The following is a 20,357-nucleotide window of genomic DNA, read 5'->3' on the forward strand; positions in this document are numbered from 1 at the left end:
CAGTAATGTACTGGCGCAAAGCGTATCTTAGCTCTGCGCCAGCATTTCACATCGCGCCTTCACGGCGTCATGCAGCAAGCGTACCGCCGTTGAAAGCTGCTTACGATGCGGGCAAATCATATTCAGCGGGACTTTCTCTCCCTGATAATCCGTCATCAGCAACTGCAATCGCCCTTCGCGTACATCCTCGCTAACATCCAGCCACGACTTGTAGGCAATCCCCTCACCCGCAATCGCCAGCCGTCGGATCACTTCGGCATCATCGCTCATAATCGTGCCGTTGACCTGCACGCTGCTGACCTCGCCGTCGTGCGTAAAGGTCCAGCGGTCGTGCAGGCGTCCACGTAAGACAAAGGTCATGGCGTTCAGCTGCGCTAAATCTTCCGGGGTTTTCGGCGCTCCGTGTTGTAAAACCCAATCCGGGGATGCCACCAGCACGCGTCGGTTACCCGGCGCAACGGGCAGCGCAATGTATGACGCATCTTCGGTATTGCCATAACGAAATGCGACGTCGACAGGATCTTTAAAAACATCCGTCACCTGATCGGAGAAAAAGATCCGCAAACGCAGCGCAGGATAGCGGCGTCGAAAAGATTGAAAGACCGGCAGCAGCAAATTCCGCCCAAGATCGGAAGGAACCGCGATTTGCAGCGTGCCAGAAACTTCATCTTCCGGGGTCTGAATTTTTTGCAGCCCGGCATGCATCACGTCCAGCATCTGGCGGGCATAGGGCAACCAAATCTCGCCTTCCGGCGTCAGGCGCAGGCTGCGCGTGGAGCGAGCGAACAGGCGGATAGTCAACGTAGACTCCAGACGCTTGATAGCAGAACTGACCTGAGCAGGCTGAACGCCGGCTTCGCGTGCCGCATCGCTAAAACTATTCAGCGCCGCGGCGCGGACAAACAACGTGAGATCTTCAAGCCGGAACATTTTCACTCCCCGAGTATAAGTCCTGTCGCCGTAGGGCTATTTTTCCCGTTCTGTTACCGGTTTACCATCGAATTATTCAACTGATTCCTGTGACCGGAGAGAATATGAAAGCCATCGCCATTACCCGTGCCGCGACCGACGGCAATAACATTGAATTTTTACAAGAGATTGAGCTGCCCATGCCGGTCGCCAGCGGGCACGATCTGCTGGTTGAAGTGAAAGCCATTTCCGTCAACCCCGTTGATACCAAGGTCCGCGAAGGTTTTAACGCTGATGTGCCGCGCGTACTGGGCTGGGATGCCGTTGGTGTGGTGAAGTCCGTGGGCGAAGCCGTTACTTTGTTCTCGCCTGGCGATGAAGTCTGGTACGCCGGGGCCCTGGGACGTGCGGGCAGTAACAGCGAATTTCAGTTAGTTGATGAACGAATCACCGCGCTGAAACCGCGATCGCTGGATAACGCCTCTGCGGCAGCGCTACCGCTGACCGCAATCACCGCCTGGGAAATGCTTTTCGACCGCCTGGGCATTGAGGAAAACGGCAACGAAGGCGATGTGTTACTGATTGTCGGCGCGGCTGGCGGCGTGGGTTCTATTCTGACGCAACTGGCCAGTAAGCTGACCAAAATGACCGTCATTGGTACCGCATCACGTGCGGAAAGCCAGAAATGGGTACGTGAAGCGGGCGCTCATCATGTGATTGACCACAGCAAGCCGTTGACGGAAGAGCTGGCACGGATAGGTATTAAAGAGGTGACGCACGTTGCCAGCCTGAACAATACCGAACAGCACTACTCGCAAATTATTGCTGCCCTCGCTCCACAGGGGAAACTGGCGCTGATTGACGATCCGCAAACCCTTGATGCGCGTCCGCTGAAGGCCAAAAGCATTTCGCTGCACTGGGAGTTTATGTTTACCCGTTCGATGTTTACCACCCACGACATCATTGCCCAGCATCAGCTATTGACCCGCGTGGCCCAGTTGATCGACGACCACACTATCCATACCACGCTGGGTGAACATTTTGGCGCGATCACGGCGGCGAATCTGCAAAAAGCTCACGCGCAAATTGAAACGGGTCGCTCGGTCGGCAAGATTGTGTTGGAGGGGTTTTAACATGTCTGATGCAGAAGTGATTTCAATTATTGCAGTACTGAAAGCCAAACCAGGGAAAATAGATGCCCTGAAACAGGCGCTACAGGCTCTCTTACTGCCCACGCGCCGGGAGGAGGGCAATATTGAGTATGCGCTGTTCCAGTTACGCGACACGCCAGATGTATTTTATGTGCGTGAATCCTGGCGCGGTCAGGCTGGCCTGGACGAACATATCGCCCTGCCGCATTTCCAGTCGTTTGTATTGCAAATGAACGATCTACTGGCCGAGCCGCTACGACTGGATTATCTGACGCCGATTGAGCCGTAATATTAATACCGTGCTCCTCTGCTGTTCGGAGGAGCACAATAAATATCAATCTGAGAATTTACTTAATTCAATAATGACTTAGTAAATAAAATAGACATGATCATTACTCTCAAGAAAACCGTGGCATTAGTCACAAAATTGACATTGAAGATATATCGTTAATATTCATTTTATTTCACAATAATAATAACCGTATAAAAACAAATCAGTCAGAAATACCCACCGATATCTACCCCTCTTACTTCCAACACACACCATAAAATAATATGAATGCAGAAATATAATTTCATAATAACAGGCATTGTTATTTTCATAGGGTCGGAGGAAATTAGTTCACTAAGGCTGTTCTGATAAAGATAGCTTTAGCCTCCCCCTGAAATTAACCATGATGATGTCAATAATGGTTAATTAGCTGTAGAGCAAAAATGGATATCGCCCAGGCGATTATAGACTTTACTGCAGGTTAGATAACCTGCAAAAAGCAACAACAAGGAATGGATCATGTCTACACCCGCTAATTTTAATGGCCAACGCCCAGTGATTGATGTCAATGACGCAGTTATGTTGCTTATCGATCATCAAAGCGGCCTGTTCCAGACCGTTGGCGATATGCCAATGACTGAACTGCGTGCAAGAGCTACGGCTCTGGCAAAAATCGCCACCTTATGCAAAATGCCGGTGATTACCACCGCCTCTGTGCCGCAGGGGCCAAACGGTCCGCTTATTCCGGAAATTCATGAGAACGCACCTCACGCACATTATGTCGCACGCAAAGGTGAAATTAACGCCTGGGATAACAAAGAGTTTGTTGCGGCGGTAAAAGCGACAGGCCGTAAGACGCTGATTATTGCTGGTACCATCACCAGTGTATGCATGGCATTCCCGGCCATCAGCGCGGTAGCAGAAGGCTATAAAGTCTTTGCCGTCATCGATGCTTCCGGTACTTACAGCAAAATGGCGCAGGAGATCACCATGGCCCGCGTCGTACAGGCTGGCGTCGTGCCGATGGATACTGCCGCGGTTGCGTCCGAACTGCAGAAAACCTGGAATCGGGAAGACGCAGCAGAATGGGCTGAAGTCTATACCAAAATCTTCCCGGCTTATCAGTTACTGATTGAAAGCTATACCAAAGCCCAGGATGTTGTGAAAAATAACGAGCTGCTGGACTCTCAGCGCACTTAATTTTTCCGATCGTGCACAAACGCCTGTTTCGTATAAGCAGGCGTTTTGTCATGCGCAGCATCAGCCCCTGTCAGGCATTACGCCCGGCCATAACTCCCCCATCGACATCCCAGACAGCGCCAGTCACCCAACCTGCCTTGTCTGACAGCAGGAACGCGACGGTTTCGGCAACGTCAAGCGGCATACCAACCCGACCGATTGGGTGGAAACTGTCAAAGCTGCTCATCACACCTTGTAAATCTTCTTTCGGGATAAATCCTTCATAGATGGGTGTATGCACGACCGCTGGCGAAACAGCGTTCACGCGAATCCCATGCGCGCCCAGCTCAATAGCCAGATTTTTGGTTAACGCATGCAGACCTGCTTTGGCCATCGAATAGGCCGATGAAGGCGTCGCGCCCACCGCTTGTTGCGCCCACATTGAACCAATATTCACGATGGCGCCGTTAATATTGTCTGCCAACATATTGCGCACCACCTCGCGGGTAATGAAAAACGTCGCCCGATTGAGGCTCATATATAGCTCATAATCTTCAACTTCATGTTCAGTAAAAGGTTTCGGGAAAAACACACCAGCCGCATTCACTAACAGGTTGATGTCTTTATGATCAGCATTCAACCTGGCCATCACCTGCTGCGTTCCGGCTTCCGACATCAAATCCGCAACAATCACCGCGACATCACCCAACGTCGCCAGAGTTTGACGCGCTTGCTCTGCTTTGTCGGCGCGGTTGCCTACCAGCACCACGCTACCGCTGCCCTGAAGGATCAGTTTCGCCGTTTCGAACCCCATCCCACTGGTCCCACCCACTACTAACAATTTCTTTCCGGCAAATAATGCGCTCATCGTTAACCTCGTTTAAAGAATCCGTTGATGCGCTAAAGATGCCACTCGTTTCAGAGGTTGACGACTGAGAAGAAATAGCATCTCAAGAAAGAAAATCTATCTCGTTGGCGTATACTGAAAACAGTTAACAAGAATGGAAAACAGCAGATGCGTTCACTCAATCGGCTAAAATGGTTACACGCTTTTGAAGCCACCGCCCGTCATGGCAGCTTCACCGGCGCGGCGCAGGAACTGGGCGTGACGCCTGCAGCCGTTGGGCAACTGGTGCGTGCGCTGGAAGATTGGGTAGGCCATCCACTGTTACATCGCACCCGCACGGGCAAAGAACGCCTCACGCTGGTCAGCGAAGCACAGGACGCATTACGCGACATCACTCTGGGACTGGATAACCTGGAATCCGGACTCAACAAGCTGCGCGGCCGTCGGGCACGCTCAGTGGTAATTATTACCGCGTCGCAGGTCCTGGTCATGAACTGGTTGATGAGTCGTCTCAATCGTTTCTCACAAACGCATGAAAACATCGAATTACGTTTGAATGTGACGGAAAAGCTGATGGATGTCGCCCACGGCGAAGCCGATCTGGGCGTACGCTGCGGCCAAGGTGACTGGCCCGGCGTCAACAAAACCTGGTTAATGGATGAAGAAGCCGTTCTGGTCTGCAGCCCAAGAATGGTACCGGTAGATAAAATCGCCTGCGGGGAATGGCTGGCCGCGCAAAAGCTGATCCACGACGACACTCCCCACCCCGGTGCTCATTTTCCTGCCTGGGATGATGTCTTGAACGCTACCCATGCCCCGACCGTCCGCGACAGTGGACTGCACATCAACTCCACCTCTGCGGTGATCCTGGCGGCAATCAGCGGTCAGGGGGTGGCTATCGTTCGCCGGGCGCTGGTTCAGCAGTTACTTACCGACGGACAACTGGTGCAACTTCACCCCGACACCCGTTGGCCACTGACGTGGTCATACTACATCGTCACGCCGCAACACGCGGTAATGCGTCCGGAGGTGAAAGTCTTTAATGACTGGCTGATTGCGGATGTGCTGGCAGAAATCGCGGCTAACTCTGCTATGATGCCTGCACACAAATAAAACAAAACAACATGCCGAGGGAAAGATGGGTTCCACCAGAAGAGGGATGATGAACGTCCTGATTGCCGCCGTATTGTGGGGAAGTTCGGGCGTTTGTGCACAGTACATCATGGAGCAAAGTCAGATGTCATCTCAGTTCCTGACCATGACGCGTCTGATTTTCGCCGGACTTATTCTGCTGATGCTCTCTTTCGTTCACGGCGACAAAGTATTCTCCATTATCAAAAACCGCAAAGACGCGATTAGCCTGCTGATTTTCTCCGTGGTAGGCGCGCTTACCGTACAGTTGACCTTTCTGTTAACCATCGAAAAATCTAACGCCGCCACCGCGACGGTACTGCAATTTTTATCACCGACCATTATCGTGGCGTGGTTTTCCGTTGTACGTAAAGCGCGACCGGGTATTTTGGTGCTAACCGCGATCCTGACCTCGCTCATTGGCACGTTCCTGTTGGTCACCCACGGTAACCCGACGTCGCTGTCTATTTCACCTGCCGCGCTGTTCTGGGGAATTGCCTCCGCATTTGCCGCCGCGTTTTATACCACCTACCCTTCAACGCTTATCGCGCGCTACGGTACGCTGCCGGTTGTTGGCTGGAGTATGTTAATTGGCGGGATGATCCTGCTGCCGTTTTATGCCGGGCAGGGAACCAACTTTGTCGTCAATGGTAGTTTGATTCTGGCGTTTTTCTATCTCGTGGTCATCGGTACGTCACTCACGTTTAGCCTTTACCTGAAAGGTGCGCAGATGATTGGCGGCCCGAAAGCGAGCATTTTGAGCTGCGCGGAACCGCTGAGCAGCGCGTTGCTGTCTCTGCTGCTGTTAGGTATTACGTTCACCCTGCCTGACTGGCTGGGCACGATGCTGATCCTCTCATCGGTAGTGCTGATCTCAATGGACTCACGTCGCCGCGCCAGAGCGGTTTAATCCCAACCGGCGCGGCAAGGGGTTAATTACCAGCCCGGAACCGCGCCGCCGTTGAAGATGGTTTCCGCCGCTTTTGCTACTTCCGGTGATTGATAAGATTGCAGGAATACTTTCACATTTTCGGCATCTTTGTTGTCTTCTCGCGCCACCAGAATATTCACATACGGTGAGTTCTTATCTTCGATAAATACGCTGTCATGCACCGGAGAAAGTCCGGTTTGTTGGATATAAGTGGTACTGATAATCGCCACATCTACTTTCTGATCGTCCAGTACACGTGGTAGCTGTGCGCCTTCCAGTTCCATGATATTCAGATGCCGTGGATTATCAGTAATATCCAGCGCCGTAGGCAATAGACCTGTCCCCGCTCTCAGGGTGATTAACTTTTCTTTTTGCAGCAACAACAGCGCCCGCCCAAGGTTGGTCGGATCGTTAGGTATTGCAATCGTTGCGCCGTCTTTCAGTTCCGCTATAGTTTTGATTTTCTTCGAATAACCGGCCATCGGGAAAACAAAGGTATTGCCCACCGCCACCAGCTTGTAGTTATGCGCTTTATTATCCTGTTCGAGGAACGGACGATGCTGGAAGACGTTGGCATCCAGTTCACCATGATTAGTGGCATCGTTGGGTAATAATGAGCCACTGAAGCCCACCAGCTCAACGTCCAGGCCGTATTTCTCTTTGGCTACTTTCTTCGCGACCTCCGCCACGTCCTGCTCTGCGCCGTTAATGACGCCCACTTTGATATGTTTCGCGTCATTGCTCGGCTGATCGCACCCTGCCAGCAATAATCCCGCCAGTAATACCACCGTCCCGGCTGCAAAATGAGGTATTTTCAGTTTCACGTTTTTATCCTTTTGAAATAACCGCCTGATGAGTAATGAAATGACTATAGCGGGAAGGCAGCTGCGGTTTAAAAAACGAAAAAGCATCAGCAAGAAGAAAAAAGCATAATGGAAAAAAGGATAATTAGTCGGAGTGTGCCGTGAGCTCATCGATGGAAAGCCCGGTAATCATCAGCACCAGTTCACGATCGATGCCCTTCTCAAGCATGGCATGGGCGATCCGCAACGCTTCATCCTTTTTGCCTTCGAGTTTGCCTTCCAGCAATCCTGTTCTTCGCCCCGACTCACGTAAGCATTCTGCAATCGTCATTAATCTCTCCTTGTGTTGAGGAACGCGCCTGGCAACCTCACGAATAAACGCTTCAAAGCGCGGTGCGCTGCCGGACTGTACCAGGTAATTAAATAGCGTTTCTACCTGACTGTCATTAGCGTGTCCCTTAATCAGCAGGGCAACCAGTTTATCGACCAGCACCATCAAATCGCGCTCACGTATATGCTTTTGGACAAGTTCCAGTAGCGCCATGCGCCGATGCTGCATAATCTCGTCATCAGATACCACCGTGATGTCTACCAGCGGGAAAGCCGCGCCATAAAGCTGCCGCGCAGTTTCTGAATCGTCAAACTCATCCAGCCAGCATAGTGAAAAAGGGTACGGGCTAGCAACGCCATGATAAAAAAGTATCGGCACCACTAGCGGCAGCGTTTTGTTTCCGGCATCAAGATGGCTCTGCATTGCGGCAATAGCATAACGCATCATCCGGAACGCCATATGCGCATCCGGCGAACTCTGGTGTTCAATCAACGCATAGATATAGCCTTTTCCAGTCCTTGTTTTTAGTGACCACAGTACATCGGAATAGCTGGCACGCAGGTCTTCTTCAATAAAACTCCCGGATTCCAGCTTCAGTGTGTTCAGATCGCAAAATTCACGTAATGACGCTGGAAGATAGGTATCAAGAAAATCCCTCGCCGTTTCTGGATGGCTTAAGAACTTTTTAAAAACTGCATCATGCGGGGTAGAAGTTGTAGGTTTTTTCATGGCGATCCGTCACCAAAAGAACAAGATGACGGAACCTTACTCGCCAGCAGCGCAACCAACATCAGGGAAACTCTTCATCTGCGAGGCGCTCTGGCGAATAAATACATACTTTTGCAATGTATTCATTTTCCGGGAATGGTGTTCGCAAAAATGCCCGGTGAAACCTAACGCTTACCGGGCATCTTTTATGTGCCATCCGGCGATAGCAACATCACACCATCTCTTTCACTATCTCCATTAACCTGGCGACATCTTCAGGCCGGGTATTACCCGTTTGTGGATCGATAATCGAGCTGTAAACATGCGGCATCACGCGGGGCACTCCCGCCTCCAGACAGGTTTTCAGGATAATGCCGAAGTTATTGAGATCGATCCCGCCCGTCGGTTCAATCAGCGTCATGCCGTTGCGCGCAGCGGTCGTCGCCAGCGCGTACAACTCAGGCAGCGACCGCTCTCCCCCCATCGGGAAGAACTTCGCCGCGTGAGCCCCTGAATCCAACATCATCCGTACCGCTGCATCGCAGGAAACGCGGGCTGGCGTGCCCTGGCTACTGCTGACGCCCGTCGAGATCAGCACCTCTCCGGGTGTACCCGTCGGGCTGACCAGCGCATTGATATGGGTTTGTTCGCCGCCTGTTACCGCCAGCGCCCCTGCCGCAAACCCGCAGCCGGTAAAGGTCTGGTTGACGTGCGCCGGATGAACCGTTGAAGCTATCATCGCCGCTTTGTAATACTGTGCCGGGTCGCCAGCCCCCAGCCCGACGGAGATCGACGGCACCTCCGTCATCCAGCGTTTAACTTCCCGAACGCCCTCATCAACTGACGTAAACTGCGCGGAAAGCACGCCGATCACCGCATGGCCTTCGGCAGCATCATAGATTTCCCGCGCATTGGCGATATCCTTCGCCAGTACGTTAACGGCCACTTTATTCCGATAAAAATTAATGTGCTGCATGGTCTGCAATCTCCTTTAATCGCGCTACGATCAACGCCATTTCCCCTTCTGCGACCGTACGCGGATCAAGACTAAAAACGCCCTGATGAAGGTTGTAACGACGAGCGTAAATCGCGATATCGCCCCCGCGAAGTTGCGCTTCTACAGCATAAGCATCCAGCCCCATCGCCTGCGCGTTCACCCGAATCCGAATCCGCCAGATGGCGCGTCCGGCTTCGTCCTGCTCAATATCGGCGTCCAGTCCGGGAATCGCTGATATCGCCTGTGCCACGGGCTGGAGTTCCTCAGCTGTCACCACGGCCTGCCCCTGATGATAGTTTTCCAGGGCATACACCAGCCCAACCATATTCTCTTTGCCGATTTTCATCGCCCGGGCAATCCCGTGGTGCTGCGCTTTACACGCGGCAATCCACTGTTTCTTCCCGGTGATAAACCCGGAGGTTGGCGCGTTAAAGGCTTTTGCCCCGCTGTAGACCACCATATCCGCCCCGCTCACCACCCAGGCGTGTAAATCCTCCTCGGCAGCGGCATCGACAATCAACGGCAGGTTGTGAACCTGCGCGACCTGCACAAAATCTGCAATGCTCAACATGCCCTTCTGCACGCAGTGGTGCGATTTCACGTACAACAGCGCGGCAGTGTTATCGGTAATCGCGCTCTCCAGCTGCCAGCGGGCCGCCAGATTACTTGAGCCGACTTCCACCACGTGACCACCGCCCAGGCGAATCGCGCTGGTGATTGGCGCCCCGTAGTCAACGTTATGCCCACGCAGCATGACCACTTCATTCGCCATACCTGTGCTATCGGGCATTAGCGAGACTCGCGCCGGGTCGCCGCGAGTAATGGCTGCGGCGACAGAGATAGCAATGCCCGCCGACGCACAAGAGGTGATATAGCTGTCCTCCGCGCCGGTATAGCGGGAAACCAGCTCGCCGGTACGGTCCACCAGCCGATCAATTTCAACAAAGGCCGAGGCCGCCCGCGCGGTGGCCTGCATCACCTCCGGCGCTACGCTGGAAACGCCCAGAATCGTCATCTTGCCGCAGGCGTTAATGACCTGTTTTAGCCCCAGTTGTTGATAAATATTCTGTGTCATGGCTTACAGCACTCCCAACAGCGAACAAACCACGCTGAGCGCCACAATCGACAGCAGAATCGTGGTGTAACGCGGTCCTTTCTTCACCAGATAAAAGTAGATGGCGAACACCGCCGCCAGCGGCAACAGACCGGGGGCAATAGAGTCGAGAATTTGCTGGACCACCACTTCAGAGCCTTTCAGGGCGCTGAGTTTTAGTGGGGTGGTGATCTTAACGTAGCTCGCGGAAAGCGCGCCCATCATGATCAGACCCAGCACGTTCGCACCGTAGATAAGCTCCTTAATCCGCCCTCCCTGCAGCAGACCGATAATCGAGTCACGCCCCAGCGTATAGCCTTTGTGCACCATGCCGTAGCTGATAGCCAGCGTAATAGCGGGATAAAGAATTAACGGTACAATTCCGCCCATCGCGCTGCCATTGGCCGCGAACGGGATGAAAATAGCGATTAATAGCGGCATAACGGCGGCCCAGATGATGGAGTCGCCCATCCCGGCCAGTGGCCCCATTAAGCCGGTTTTAATCCCAGTGATCGAAGCGTCGCTAATCGGCTCGCCGCGTGTTTTCTGCTCCTCCATCGCAATGGAGATCCCCTGAATCACCGCCCCGAACGTCTGTTCAGAGTTGAAGAAGTTCAGATGGCGTTTTAGCGCTTCCACCTGCTCCTCTTTTTGTGGGTAAAGCTTTTTGATGATCGGCGTCATCGAGGCGCAGAAAATCAGGCTTTGCAAACGCTCATAGGAGCTGGAAACTTCCGCGCCCAGCCAGTAGATAAACCAGGCTTTAGTGATGTCTGCTTTGGTCAGCGCGCCGCTTTCACGCGCGCGCTCCACCAGTTCATGCTGCATTACGTCGCTGCTCATCATGCTGCTCCTTCATTTTTCGCCAGACCTTTAATCAGGAAGGCCACGCAGGTACCAAAGATCGCCATCGCCATGATGTCCACCTTCAGGTACAGCACCGCAAAGAATCCGCCGATAAACCACGGCAGTAGGCTCTTTTTACCGATCACCATAATGGTGATGGCGAAGCCCAGCGCCGGCAGAATGCCGCCCATAATTTCAAAAGAGTGGGTGAGCCAGTGCGGCATCAGCTTCAGGAAGCTTTCCACCACGTCCTGACCAAAATAGTTAGCGGCGAAGACGACCGGGAAACGCAACACCAGCCCGAGTAATGCCGGGTAGAGGAACGCACAGCGCATAATGCCCGCCATATTGGCCGTTTCCGCGTGCTTGTCGGCCATATGTACCCACGCGGCGTTTAACGTGCGGCGCAACTGGTCGAGGAACACACCGATAACACCAAACGGGATCGCCAGTGCGATGGCCAGGTTCGGGTCCATTCCGGCCTTCACGGCGATAGGGATTGAAATACAGGCAGCCAGCGCCGGATCCGACGGGACGTTGCCGCCCGGCGTAGAGGTCACGCCGAGGTAAACCAGTTGCATACCTGCGCCAATGATCATCGCCGTTTCCATATTGCCTAACAGCAGGCCAACGAATACGGCAATCACCACCGGCTGTAGCAGCATGGCGGAAAAGGTGTAGCCAAGGCGTAATCGGGCAAACCAGTAATACAACCCCATCAGGCTTGCGAAAACTAAAGTATCCATAGTTTTTTACCCTGTTATCAAAGGATTAGAATTTTTTCAGGATATCGTCCAGCGACTGCGGCTTATCTTCCGGGATAGTCTGGAAGAACACCTGAATCCCACGATTTTTCAGGTCGCTCAGAATGCCGACGTCTTTTTCATCTAGCGTGATGTTCTGGAATACCGCTTTGCGGTTTGGCCCACCGCCCAGTCCGCCGACCTGAATGGTGGTGACATCAAACCCCAACTGGACCGCTTCCTGAACCGCCGCCAGAGAGGGGAACAGCACCAGAACCTTGCCGTCACCAAGCTGATTTTCTTTCCATGCGGCGGCAAAACTCTGGTTACCGAAGCAATCCACTTTGATATTTGGCGGCGCTGCCATCAGGTAGATATTTTTCATAAATGGGTCGGCGTCCAGCTCATCGCTAACCACCGCAATCCGGTTTGCCTGAGATTGTCCAACCCACTTAGTCACAACCTGTCCATGAATCAGACGGCTATCGATACGACATAAGACGATGTTTGCCATGATGTTTAATCCTTATTGTGATTGTTGTAATTGACGTACGTGAGCAACAACGTCCAGGCAGCTGCTACGCCCGGCCTCAACCAGTTCGGCCACACAGGTAGTCAGTTGGCCCTGCTCGCGTTTGTCCAGCGCCTCCAGTAACAAAGAGGCGTTCAGCCCGGAAATCACTGCCACCGGGTAATCAGCGCTCAGCCGCGCCGCTACGTTAGAAGTGGTGCCACCAATAAAATCGGTCAGGATCAGTGAACCTTCCGGCATGGTTTTCACCACGGCTTCAACGCGCTGATAAAACTCGCCGAGCGTATCAACGGGCATCAACGCAATTTCCGTTACGCCTTTGATTTCACCCATCACCATGCGCAGGCTGTTGCAAAGCTGTTGCCCCCAGCCGCCATGGGTCAGCAGCAGGATCTGGGGCAAGGATTCAGTGGTAGTCAAAATGGCCTCCAGGCTCGATTACATAGACATAGGTAAACAGAGCAAAGGCTGTGCCAGAATTTGTGTCACGCGGGGGAGTGGTGGATGCTGGCGGGGCGCAAAGCCCCACCAGACAAGAGATTAGCTATACAGCAGTTCGTAGATATAAAAATATTCCGCGTCCGATAAGCGAATGGCATAGGCCTCTTCGATCGGCAGGAAAGCAGATTTAATGACACTAAACGCGCGGATATCCAGATCCGGCTTGTTCTCTAACGCCATCTGTAACGGTTTGCGGTTAATCACGATACGCTCAACCATACAGCAGCAGTGGATCAGGAAGCGCAGTGTCACCTGACGGCTCGGTTTCAGCGAAAGCGCGGTGGTCAGATGATTCAGCACCCCTTCCATCTCTTTCAGAATGCGCTGCGGGTTGAGCACCGAAATATGGTTAATGATGCTTTCCATGGTCAACGCGCTGATGAAACGCATCGCGCTGCGTTCCATCTCCAGACGGCGTTCACTGCTGGAGAGATCTGGCGTCAGCAGGCTGAGCACCAGTTCAGGTCCCTGCTCTGAGAACAACTCCTCAAGCGAGATAAACGGAATATCCGGCAGTCCCGGCTGGAAAGTGCCAACGATCCCCGCCAGACGCTCGCTGGCGTTAATCGCCTGCTGAACGCGCTCCAGGCTGCGGACTTCGTTGTAGTCGAGGATCACCATCCGCGTGTCCTGCGACATCAGCTCACCGAAGCTCTCCTCCAGCACCTTTTTGATTTTTTCCGCCGTACCCATACCGGTGATACAGGAGATGACCAGCACTTTGCCGCTGTTTTCCTGCTGCGGCGTACAGAGCTGGCAGGGAATATTTTTGCTCTGCATTAATGCCGCCAGCTGCGGTAAGTCACTGGTTTCATAACTTAAATCCAGTCCTATTTCCAACAAGCTGGTGAGCGTAATGTTCGGCATCAGCAGAACATCTATCTGGAATAATTTGCTGATAGTGCTGCCAAAATGGACCAACGAGCCAATATCCACCATCAGAATCAGTCGGCGATATTGCCGCACCTGGATCATCTGCGTCAGGGCTTCCAGCGTATCATGCACCGACTGCTCGAAAGGCATATCAATAGCGCTGAACAGCTCGCGCTCCAGCACGCGGTTCACATACTGCGCCTGGCTGGTGGCGGTCGTCGCGCCGTGAGCAATCAAAATCACCCCACAGTCCGGGCTGGCATCAATTCGTTGGCGGTAATGCCGACACTCTTTGAGGAACAGGCACAGCCAGACCACCTCCGTCGCCGGACACTGAATATGCAGCAGTTCGTTGATTTTTCGGCATAACAGCGTGGCGTTTTCGTATTCATCTTTACAGCGATCGAGGATCAGGCTGGAAGAATAAAGCTGGGGAATAAGCCCGCGCTGCACGTAGCCAATCAGCGCCAGAAAGTGTTTGCGCAGCGGGTTAACCAGATTCTCCGGCAGCGTGAAGCCAAGCACTTGCTCAACGCAGCCGATCAGCAGCGTCACGCGTTCTTCTATCTGATCGCCATAGCGCGGGGGATGCGCCACGCTGTCGCGGCTGTAGAGACCGTATTCAAAAATCGAGCTGAGTTTATTTTTTAGTATCGCCAGAGTTTCGGCTGGCGGTACGTTGCTGTTACGCAGGTTGATATATTCCCGGGTCAGGAAGCTGTAAAAGAGATCGCTCTCTTCAATTTCGGCTCCGGTCGCCAGCGAATTTTTCAGTGCGGGCAGCGTACGGGCATCGATGCTCAGATGCTCTTTACCTTCGAACAGCGCTCCCACCAGCAGACGTTGTTCCGGCGTGGCGTTAAACGGCATTTCTGCCAGACGTTTATCCAGCTGTAGCGTATCGCTGTGTTCCGTCATCCCCGAGGCCCAGGCCTGGGCGCAGAGAAACTGAATGTCGCTCTTGAGCTGACCAATATTGCCTTCCAGCGGCTTGTTCAGCAGCCAGAGCAGCAGGGTACGATCGATGCTTATCGTGCGCTCGATTTTGCGGCTCTCACGCTGTAAAAAGCCGACGATCAGCTCAACCTGCTCTTCCACCGAGCGCTGGCGGATGCCGGGTAAGTCGATACACACCTGAATACGTCGCTGGAAGGTGCGCAGCAGCGCCGAGCTGACCGGTTCGGTGGTTGCACAAATCAGACGGACCGAAATAGAACGCGCCACGGCGCTTGAGCCGAGCGGTCGGTATTCGCCTTTGTCGAGAATTGAGAACAGCTTTTCCTGACCTTCATACGGCAGGCGATGCACTTCATCAAGCAGCAGATAACCGCCGTCAGCCTGCTCGACCAGACCCGGTTTATTCTCATTTGCGCCGGTAAAGGCCCCCTGTCGATGGCCAAATAAATGGGACGAGAGCAGCTCCGGGTTATGGGCGTATTCCGCGCAGTTAAAATAGACCAGCGGCGGCGGTGTTCCCGTTGCGCGTTCGCAGGCAAAACGGTGCATCAGTTCGGCAAAAAAGGTTTTGCCCACACCGGAAGGACCGGTCAGCAGAACGTGCAGCCCGTGGGGATAAAGCACCGCCGCGCGACCTTTTTCCACCGCATCACGCAGGCTACGATCGTAACCAATCAGGCCGAAAAAGGGATCGTCTGTCGCCTGAGCTTCCTGAACAGGCAACAGATCGGCCACGGTTTGCACTTCGCGTTCGGACTCATCCAGTTGACGTCCCAGCAGCGTTTCAATCGCCTGACGATGCAGAAAGAATACCGGGCGTCCGCGACTTTTAATCGCCAGACCATCATTCCAGAGTTGATTGAGATCTTTACTGACCGAGTTTCGCGCCAGCCCAAGATTAAAGCCGATAGCCTCCGCTGTGAACGCCGTTTCCTGCGCCAGCTGGGCAAGATTCAGTCCTCGCGTCAGCCGTTCCAGCTCTCCCAGTATTATCTCAATCCGTCTCATCTCTTTACCGCTTAAGAAATAAATGATTGTTCAGAACATACACTATTCTGCTGCGCAAGAAAGTGAGGCGGCATCCAGACCTTCCGGTCATCAAAACGTTTTCGACAAATAATGGCGCGCGGCACCGGTTTCCGGGAAGTTATCGAGGGTCATTTGCAGCTGATAGCCGTTTTTCTGATAAAACGGCAGCGCCTGGAAACTCATCGTATCCACCAGCGCATGCAGACACCCTCTCTCACGCGCGGTTTGTTCCGCCGCCTGCATCAATTTTGTGCCGTAACCGCCTTTACGCAGCGAATCATGCATCCATAAAAACTCAATGCACAGCCATTCCCCTTTAATTTTGCCGATCAACCCGCCCAGAATTTCATTGTGCTCATCGCGCCAGTACACTGCCAGGTCGCCAAAATTGGTGGTTCTGAGAAACTGGCGATTGTACGCACGCAATCCGCTCAGCAGCGCGTTTTGATCGTCTTCGGTAATCGTATCGGTAATCTGTATTTGCATCCTATCCTCCTGAAAAACTACAACGTCTGGCTGATTTAGTTTTAGGCATTAACACAGGCTGATGAGTGAGTCGTATGCCGTCTACACTTACTCTTGAGATGATGCGCATAGACAACAAGGATTATTATCATGAAACGAGCCATTTTTCCGATTATTGCCGTCCTTTTAACGCTACCCGCTCTGGCGCAAGCCGACTCAGCGTATGGCGGTCTGCAGGCTGTACACGAAAAAAATACCGTGCTGAATGACTTACGTAAGATTTGCACCCCGCAAGGGTCGCCGTCAGATGAGGTGTGGGAAAAAACAATTATGGCTGATACGCGCAATCAACAGCACATTCGCGAAGCCATTCTGGCAATACAAAGAAACAATCAGAACAACTACTGGGAAGCGCTTGGCAAAGTGGAATGCCCTGATTTATAGCCATTATGTTGTAAAATGAGCACTGTAACCGGTTTCTATATCGTAAAAACACGTATTGTTGCCAGAACAGATAAATAGCAATGGAGCAACAATATGCGATACCGTTTTCCTGAAAACTTCTGGTGGGGCAGTGCCTGCTCGGCGCTACAAACCGAAGGAGATAGCCTGAACGGCGGTAAAAGCCAGACCACGTGGGATGTGTGGTTCGACCGTCAGCCAGGTCGTTTCCATCAGGGGGTTGGCCCGGCGAACACCTCAGGCTTTTATCAGCACTGGAAACAGGACATCGCACTGCTCAAACAGCTGAAACACAACAGCTTCCGTACATCTCTGAGCTGGTCACGCCTGATCCCGGACGGCACCGGTGAGGTTAATCCTGAGGCCGTCGATTTCTATAATAACGTCATCGACGAGCTGCTGGCGCAAGGCATAAAGCCATTTATCACCCTGTTCCACTTCGACATGCCGATGGTGATGCAGGAAAAAGGCGGCTGGGAAAACCGTGAAGTGGTCGAGGCGTTTGGCCGCTACGCACAGACGTGTTTCAAATTGTTCGGCAACCGTGTTAAGCACTGGTTCACCTTCAACGAGCCGATTGTTCCGGTAGAAGGTGGTTATTTGTATGACTTCCATTACCCTAACGTGGTGGATTTCAAACGTGCGGCCACCGTGGCGTACCATACCGTGCTGGCGCATGCGACGGCGGTGCGGGCGTATCGTGATGCAAACCATGACGGTGAAATTGGCGTGGTATTAAACCTGACGCCTTCGTATCCGCGCTCGCAGCATCCGGCAGATGTCAAAGCCTCGCACCATGCGGACCTGCTGTTTAACCGCAGCTTCCTCGACCCGGTGCTGAAAGGGGAATATCCAGCTGACCTGGTGGCATTGCTGAAAGAGTACGATCAGCTTCCGGCCTGCCAGCCTGACGATGCGCAGTTGATCGCCGACGGCAAAATCGACCTGCTGGGGATTAACTATTATCAGCCGCGTCGTGTGAAATGTCGCGATACGGCAGTCAATCCGAATGCGCCGTTTATGCCGGAGTGGCTGTTTGATTACTATGAAATGCCGGGGCGTAAAATGAACCCTTACCGCGGCTGGGAAATTTATGAGCCGGGTATTTACGATATTATTACCAATCTTCGCGATAATTACGGTAACCCACGCTGCTTTATTTCAGAAAACGGTATGGGTGTTGAAAACGAACAGCGCTTTATTCAGGAAGGACAAGTTAACGACAGCTACCGTATCGAATTTGTTGCTGAGCATCTGAAATGGCTACATAAAGGCATTAGCGAAGGCTGTCATTGTCTTGGCTACCATATGTGGACCTTTATTGATAACTGGTCATGGCTCAACGGCTATAAAAACCGCTACGGTTTTGTCCAGCTGGATTTAGAAACGCAAAAACGCACGGTGAAAAAGAGCGGCGAATGGTTTGCCCATACCGCCGAAAATAATGGTTTTGATTGATTAAGTTGCCGGATGACAGTGTTGACTGAAAACGATGCGCCATCCGGCAACTGTTTTCACTGAATCCTGACCTTCATCGTAACCAGAAGCGCTGTCAGCAGCATCAGGCTGCCCGAGAGCATCAGGGGCGACAGCAGTCCAAGGTTATCAAGCGCGTAGCCTCCCACCGCAGCTCCGCAGGTATTGGCAAGCTGGATCACGGCGACCTGAACGGATCCGGCTTTTTCTGCCTGATCGGCAAGTGAGCGGGTGATCCACGTCGACCAACCGACCGGTACCAACGCAAACGCCAGCCCCCAGATTATTGCAATGCCCGCGGCAACCACTTTATCGCTACCCCACAAAATCAGGACCAGCGCGCTGAGCGCCAGCACCAGCGGCGCACCGGCCAGGGCCAGTTTGACCGAGCGCTTCAGAATCACCGAAGAGAACGACGTCCCGACAAAGCTGGCGATACCAAAACTCAACAGCACCAGCGTCAGGCCATCAACATCAAAGCCCGCCAGATTCATATAGACAGGGCGAATATAGGTAAAGAAGGCGAACTGCCCGGCAAAGGACATGAAGATGGCAATCATCCCGGCCATTACTCCGGGGCGCTGCAGCAGGCTGAACATGTTTTGCTTCTGATGCGAAGGTTCGCCCGGCAGCGAAGGCAGCGCTCTCACCACCCAGATGGTACACAACACCCCCATTATCGCCGCCGCGTTAAACACGTTGCGCCAGCCGATGATGCCGCCCAAAAAGCTTCCCAACGGCGCGGCAATCACCAGCGCGATGGACACCGCGCCAAAGATCACCGACAGCGCTTTCGGCACCGTACGCGCGGGAACCAGACGCATAGTCAGCGACGCTGACATCGCCCAGAACCCGCCGAGCGCCAGCCCCAGACAGGCACGACCGATCAGCAGTAGCGTAAAAGAGTTAGCAAAAGAAACCAGCAGGCAGGAAAGCGTCAGCAGAATCGAAAACAGGATCACCACGTAGCGACGATCGGTCGCCTGGATAATTTGCGTCACAAACAGGCTGGCAAACATGGCGACAAACGCCGTCACGGTCACTGATTGTCCGGCAACGCCTTCCGAAATGCCCAGATCCTGCGCCATTGGCGTCAGCAGGCTAACGGGCAGAAACTCAACGGTTATCAGGCAGGCAACACAGAACGCCACGGCGAATACCGCCGACCAGTTTGGCCGGGTATTTACCTCAGCGCGGGATTTTTGTTCAACAGCGTCACTCATTTTGTTACCTGCGTGGGGTTATTGTAGAAAAGTTACGCATTGTAACATTAAAAGTGTGACGTATTTAACGTTTTGACAACCTTGTTATTTGCATTACGGCCTTCGAGTCAGCTCGCATAAGCAAAATTTCCATTCCACTAACGCTTTAACAGGATCTTGAATCTCATAATATAACACTAAGTGCTATACTTACGGTTACAGGATGTCTCCGATGCGTATTTTCAAGACTAAATGGTTCGCCAGGGAAGCCAAATCCCACACGATAAAAGATAATGAATTGTGCAAAGCCATTGCAGCTGCTTTGCAGGGAAAAGTGGAGGATCTCGGCGGCGGAGTTTATAAGAAACGCCTGAACCAGAATCGCGATCGAGCGATCATTCTGGCGAAAGGAGGTGACCATTGGTTCTACACGTTTCTCTATGCCAAACAGGATATGGCAAATGTTAGTCACAGCGAATTGATAGGATTTCGAGAATTGGCGAAGCATTTCGCCAAACTTACAGATGAAAAAATTATTATCTTATTGAAAAATAAAGAACTAGTAGAGGTCTATTGCAATGACCGAAAAAAATGATTTCAAAAGCCCGGCCTTTGAAGCTATCCATAGTGCGGCAACCGGCTTGTTTAGCGTCGAGGCGATCCCGCAGGAAACCATGCGTAATTTCGACAAAGCGTGTTTGAGCCGCGTCATCGATCTTCAGCCTCGAGAAATCAAAGCGCTCCGCGAAAAATTTAACGTGAGCCAACCGGTTTTTGCACATTACCTCAATACCAGCGTGTCGACAGTGCAAAAATGGGAGAGCGGTGCCAAGCGGCCGAGTGGAATGTCTCTTAAGCTGCTCAGCGTCGTTCAAAAGCACGGATTACAAGTTCTGGCGTAGGCCTGATAAGCGCAGGCA

Annotated in this window: 22 protein-coding genes; 9 read left to right on the plus strand and 13 right to left on the minus strand. The window is 52.8% G+C overall.

Annotated features, from left to right (window positions below; genetic code table 11):
- Positions 1-27: 27 nt before the first annotated feature.
- Complete coding sequence (locus tag FHD02_RS01665; RefSeq protein WP_220393492.1) at positions 28-930, minus strand: LysR family transcriptional regulator; 903 nt, start codon at positions 928-930, stop codon at positions 28-30.
- Between the two features lie 104 nt (positions 931-1,034).
- On the opposite strand from FHD02_RS01665, the gene FHD02_RS01670 reads away from it, so the two are divergent.
- From FHD02_RS01670 to FHD02_RS01680, 3 genes are all read left to right on the plus strand, one after another.
- A complete protein-coding gene (locus FHD02_RS01670; protein ID WP_204526338.1) occupies positions 1,035-2,042 on the plus strand; it encodes a zinc-binding alcohol dehydrogenase family protein in 1,008 nt (335 codons plus the stop codon).
- 1 nt (position 2,043) lies between these two features.
- Complete coding sequence (locus tag FHD02_RS01675; RefSeq protein WP_042311525.1) at positions 2,044-2,349, plus strand: putative quinol monooxygenase; 306 nt, start codon at positions 2,044-2,046, stop codon at positions 2,347-2,349.
- 501 nt (positions 2,350-2,850) lie between these two features.
- Positions 2,851-3,531: a hydrolase gene (locus tag FHD02_RS01680; RefSeq protein ID WP_042311522.1), complete on the plus strand. Its 681-nt coding sequence runs from the start codon at positions 2,851-2,853 to the stop codon at positions 3,529-3,531.
- Positions 3,532-3,601: 70 nt separating this feature from the next.
- Here FHD02_RS01680 and FHD02_RS01685 read toward each other — a convergent pair whose 3' ends face one another.
- The gene (locus FHD02_RS01685) at positions 3,602-4,378 is read right to left on the minus strand and encodes an SDR family NAD(P)-dependent oxidoreductase (protein WP_137361441.1); all 777 of its coding nucleotides are present in this window, start codon (positions 4,376-4,378) and stop codon (positions 3,602-3,604) included.
- Positions 4,379-4,525: 147 nt separating this feature from the next.
- On the opposite strand from FHD02_RS01685, the gene FHD02_RS01690 reads away from it, so the two are divergent.
- The gene (locus FHD02_RS01690) at positions 4,526-5,470 is read left to right on the plus strand and encodes a LysR substrate-binding domain-containing protein (RefSeq protein ID WP_137361442.1); all 945 of its coding nucleotides are present in this window, start codon (positions 4,526-4,528) and stop codon (positions 5,468-5,470) included.
- Between the two features lie 25 nt (positions 5,471-5,495).
- On the plus strand, positions 5,496-6,398 hold the full coding sequence (locus FHD02_RS01695) for a carboxylate/amino acid/amine transporter (protein ID WP_038635581.1): 903 nt from the start codon (positions 5,496-5,498) through the stop codon (positions 6,396-6,398).
- A gap of 26 nt (positions 6,399-6,424) precedes the next feature.
- On the opposite strand, the gene nlpA is transcribed toward FHD02_RS01695, so the two are convergent.
- From nlpA to FHD02_RS01745, 10 genes are all read right to left on the minus strand, one after another.
- Positions 6,425-7,243: a lipoprotein NlpA gene (nlpA, locus tag FHD02_RS01700; RefSeq protein ID WP_137371324.1), complete on the minus strand. Its 819-nt coding sequence runs from the start codon at positions 7,241-7,243 to the stop codon at positions 6,425-6,427.
- A 124-nt stretch (positions 7,244-7,367) separates the two neighbouring features.
- Positions 7,368-8,282 carry an Rpn family recombination-promoting nuclease/putative transposase gene (locus FHD02_RS01705; protein ID WP_137361444.1) on the minus strand — a complete coding sequence of 305 codons (915 nt, stop codon included), beginning with the start codon at positions 8,280-8,282 and terminating at the stop codon, positions 7,368-7,370.
- Positions 8,283-8,493: 211 nt separating this feature from the next.
- Positions 8,494-9,237 carry a 2-dehydro-3-deoxy-phosphogluconate aldolase gene (locus tag FHD02_RS01710; protein WP_220393493.1) on the minus strand — a complete coding sequence of 248 codons (744 nt, stop codon included), beginning with the start codon at positions 9,235-9,237 and terminating at the stop codon, positions 8,494-8,496.
- Positions 9,224-10,333: a D-glucosaminate-6-phosphate ammonia lyase gene (gene dgaE, locus FHD02_RS01715; RefSeq protein WP_220393494.1), complete on the minus strand. Its 1,110-nt coding sequence runs from the start codon at positions 10,331-10,333 to the stop codon at positions 9,224-9,226. The genes FHD02_RS01710 and dgaE overlap by 14 nt, the downstream gene beginning before the upstream one ends.
- A 3-nt stretch (positions 10,334-10,336) precedes the next feature.
- Positions 10,337-11,197 carry a PTS system mannose/fructose/sorbose family transporter subunit IID gene (locus FHD02_RS01720; protein WP_162267365.1) on the minus strand — a complete coding sequence of 287 codons (861 nt, stop codon included), beginning with the start codon at positions 11,195-11,197 and terminating at the stop codon, positions 10,337-10,339.
- Positions 11,194-11,943, minus strand: a complete 750-nt coding sequence (locus tag FHD02_RS01725) for a PTS sugar transporter subunit IIC (RefSeq protein ID WP_003023960.1) — start codon at positions 11,941-11,943, stop codon at positions 11,194-11,196. Before FHD02_RS01725 ends, FHD02_RS01720 begins: the two co-directional genes overlap by 4 nt.
- A 25-nt stretch (positions 11,944-11,968) precedes the next feature.
- Positions 11,969-12,454, minus strand: a complete 486-nt coding sequence (locus FHD02_RS01730; RefSeq protein WP_003023959.1) for a PTS system mannose/fructose/N-acetylgalactosamine-transporter subunit IIB — start codon at positions 12,452-12,454, stop codon at positions 11,969-11,971.
- Positions 12,455-12,466: 12 nt separating this feature from the next.
- Positions 12,467-12,892 (minus strand): PTS sugar transporter subunit IIA, encoded by a 426-nt coding sequence (locus FHD02_RS01735; protein ID WP_061380878.1) that lies wholly within the window; start codon positions 12,890-12,892, stop codon positions 12,467-12,469.
- A 120-nt stretch (positions 12,893-13,012) separates the two neighbouring features.
- A complete protein-coding gene (gene dagR / locus FHD02_RS01740; RefSeq protein ID WP_220393495.1) occupies positions 13,013-15,811 on the minus strand; it encodes a transcriptional regulator DagR in 2,799 nt (932 codons plus the stop codon).
- A 90-nt stretch (positions 15,812-15,901) separates the two neighbouring features.
- Positions 15,902-16,318 carry a GNAT family N-acetyltransferase gene (locus tag FHD02_RS01745; protein ID WP_061380876.1) on the minus strand — a complete coding sequence of 139 codons (417 nt, stop codon included), beginning with the start codon at positions 16,316-16,318 and terminating at the stop codon, positions 15,902-15,904.
- Positions 16,319-16,447: 129 nt separating this feature from the next.
- On the opposite strand from FHD02_RS01745, the gene FHD02_RS01750 reads away from it, so the two are divergent.
- Together FHD02_RS01750 and FHD02_RS01755 are read left to right on the plus strand one after the other, a co-directional pair.
- The gene (locus FHD02_RS01750; protein WP_023183846.1) at positions 16,448-16,741 is read left to right on the plus strand and encodes a YicS family protein; all 294 of its coding nucleotides are present in this window, start codon (positions 16,448-16,450) and stop codon (positions 16,739-16,741) included.
- 93 nt (positions 16,742-16,834) lie between these two features.
- Positions 16,835-18,217 (plus strand): glycoside hydrolase family 1 protein, encoded by a 1,383-nt coding sequence (locus FHD02_RS01755; RefSeq protein ID WP_220393496.1) that lies wholly within the window; start codon positions 16,835-16,837, stop codon positions 18,215-18,217.
- 56 nt (positions 18,218-18,273) lie between these two features.
- Here the strand turns inward: FHD02_RS01755 and nepI are convergent, their stop codons facing one another.
- Positions 18,274-19,458 carry a purine ribonucleoside efflux pump NepI gene (nepI, locus tag FHD02_RS01760; protein ID WP_137349159.1) on the minus strand — a complete coding sequence of 395 codons (1,185 nt, stop codon included), beginning with the start codon at positions 19,456-19,458 and terminating at the stop codon, positions 18,274-18,276.
- A 211-nt stretch (positions 19,459-19,669) separates the two neighbouring features.
- Here nepI and FHD02_RS01765 point away from each other — a divergent pair, with 211 nt between their 5' ends.
- Together FHD02_RS01765 and FHD02_RS01770 are read left to right on the plus strand one after the other, a co-directional pair.
- Positions 19,670-20,032, plus strand: a complete 363-nt coding sequence (locus FHD02_RS01765; protein ID WP_165407946.1) for a type II toxin-antitoxin system RelE/ParE family toxin — start codon at positions 19,670-19,672, stop codon at positions 20,030-20,032.
- The gene (locus FHD02_RS01770; RefSeq protein WP_087857246.1) at positions 20,016-20,339 is read left to right on the plus strand and encodes a DNA-binding transcriptional regulator; all 324 of its coding nucleotides are present in this window, start codon (positions 20,016-20,018) and stop codon (positions 20,337-20,339) included. Before FHD02_RS01765 ends, FHD02_RS01770 begins: the two co-directional genes overlap by 17 nt.
- The last annotated feature ends 18 nt before the right edge of the window (positions 20,340-20,357 follow it).

Source organism: Citrobacter sp. EC_71 (genome assembly GCF_019584005.1).
Classification (GTDB): Bacteria; Pseudomonadota; Gammaproteobacteria; order Enterobacterales; family Enterobacteriaceae; genus Citrobacter; species Citrobacter werkmanii.

Excerpts from the sequence above, each read along its gene's own strand:
- FHD02_RS01665 (WP_220393492.1), bottom strand. The coding sequence starts at position 930 with ATGTTCCGGCTTGAAGATCTCACGTTGTTTGTCCGCGCCGCGGCGCTG.
- FHD02_RS01670 (WP_204526338.1), top strand. The coding sequence starts at position 1,035 with ATGAAAGCCATCGCCATTACCCGTGCCGCGACCGACGGCAATAACATT.
- FHD02_RS01675 (WP_042311525.1), top strand. The coding sequence starts at position 2,044 with ATGTCTGATGCAGAAGTGATTTCAATTATTGCAGTACTGAAAGCCAAA.
- FHD02_RS01680 (WP_042311522.1), top strand. The coding sequence starts at position 2,851 with ATGTCTACACCCGCTAATTTTAATGGCCAACGCCCAGTGATTGATGTC.
- FHD02_RS01685 (WP_137361441.1), bottom strand. The coding sequence starts at position 4,378 with ATGAGCGCATTATTTGCCGGAAAGAAATTGTTAGTAGTGGGTGGGACC.
- FHD02_RS01690 (WP_137361442.1), top strand. The coding sequence starts at position 4,526 with ATGCGTTCACTCAATCGGCTAAAATGGTTACACGCTTTTGAAGCCACC.
- FHD02_RS01695 (WP_038635581.1), top strand. The coding sequence starts at position 5,496 with ATGGGTTCCACCAGAAGAGGGATGATGAACGTCCTGATTGCCGCCGTA.
- FHD02_RS01705 (WP_137361444.1), bottom strand. The coding sequence starts at position 8,282 with ATGAAAAAACCTACAACTTCTACCCCGCATGATGCAGTTTTTAAAAAG.
- FHD02_RS01710 (WP_220393493.1), bottom strand. The coding sequence starts at position 9,237 with ATGCAGCACATTAATTTTTATCGGAATAAAGTGGCCGTTAACGTACTG.
- dgaE (WP_220393494.1), bottom strand. The coding sequence starts at position 10,333 with ATGACACAGAATATTTATCAACAACTGGGGCTAAAACAGGTCATTAAC.
- FHD02_RS01720 (WP_162267365.1), bottom strand. The coding sequence starts at position 11,197 with ATGATGAGCAGCGACGTAATGCAGCATGAACTGGTGGAGCGCGCGCGT.
- FHD02_RS01725 (WP_003023960.1), bottom strand. The coding sequence starts at position 11,943 with ATGGATACTTTAGTTTTCGCAAGCCTGATGGGGTTGTATTACTGGTTT.
- FHD02_RS01730 (WP_003023959.1), bottom strand. The coding sequence starts at position 12,454 with ATGGCAAACATCGTCTTATGTCGTATCGATAGCCGTCTGATTCATGGA.
- dagR (WP_220393495.1), bottom strand. The coding sequence starts at position 15,811 with ATGAGACGGATTGAGATAATACTGGGAGAGCTGGAACGGCTGACGCGA.
- FHD02_RS01745 (WP_061380876.1), bottom strand. The coding sequence starts at position 16,318 with ATGCAAATACAGATTACCGATACGATTACCGAAGACGATCAAAACGCG.
- FHD02_RS01750 (WP_023183846.1), top strand. The coding sequence starts at position 16,448 with ATGAAACGAGCCATTTTTCCGATTATTGCCGTCCTTTTAACGCTACCC.
- FHD02_RS01755 (WP_220393496.1), top strand. The coding sequence starts at position 16,835 with ATGCGATACCGTTTTCCTGAAAACTTCTGGTGGGGCAGTGCCTGCTCG.
- nepI (WP_137349159.1), bottom strand. The coding sequence starts at position 19,458 with ATGAGTGACGCTGTTGAACAAAAATCCCGCGCTGAGGTAAATACCCGG.
- FHD02_RS01765 (WP_165407946.1), top strand. The coding sequence starts at position 19,670 with ATGCGTATTTTCAAGACTAAATGGTTCGCCAGGGAAGCCAAATCCCAC.
- FHD02_RS01770 (WP_087857246.1), top strand. The coding sequence starts at position 20,016 with ATGACCGAAAAAAATGATTTCAAAAGCCCGGCCTTTGAAGCTATCCAT.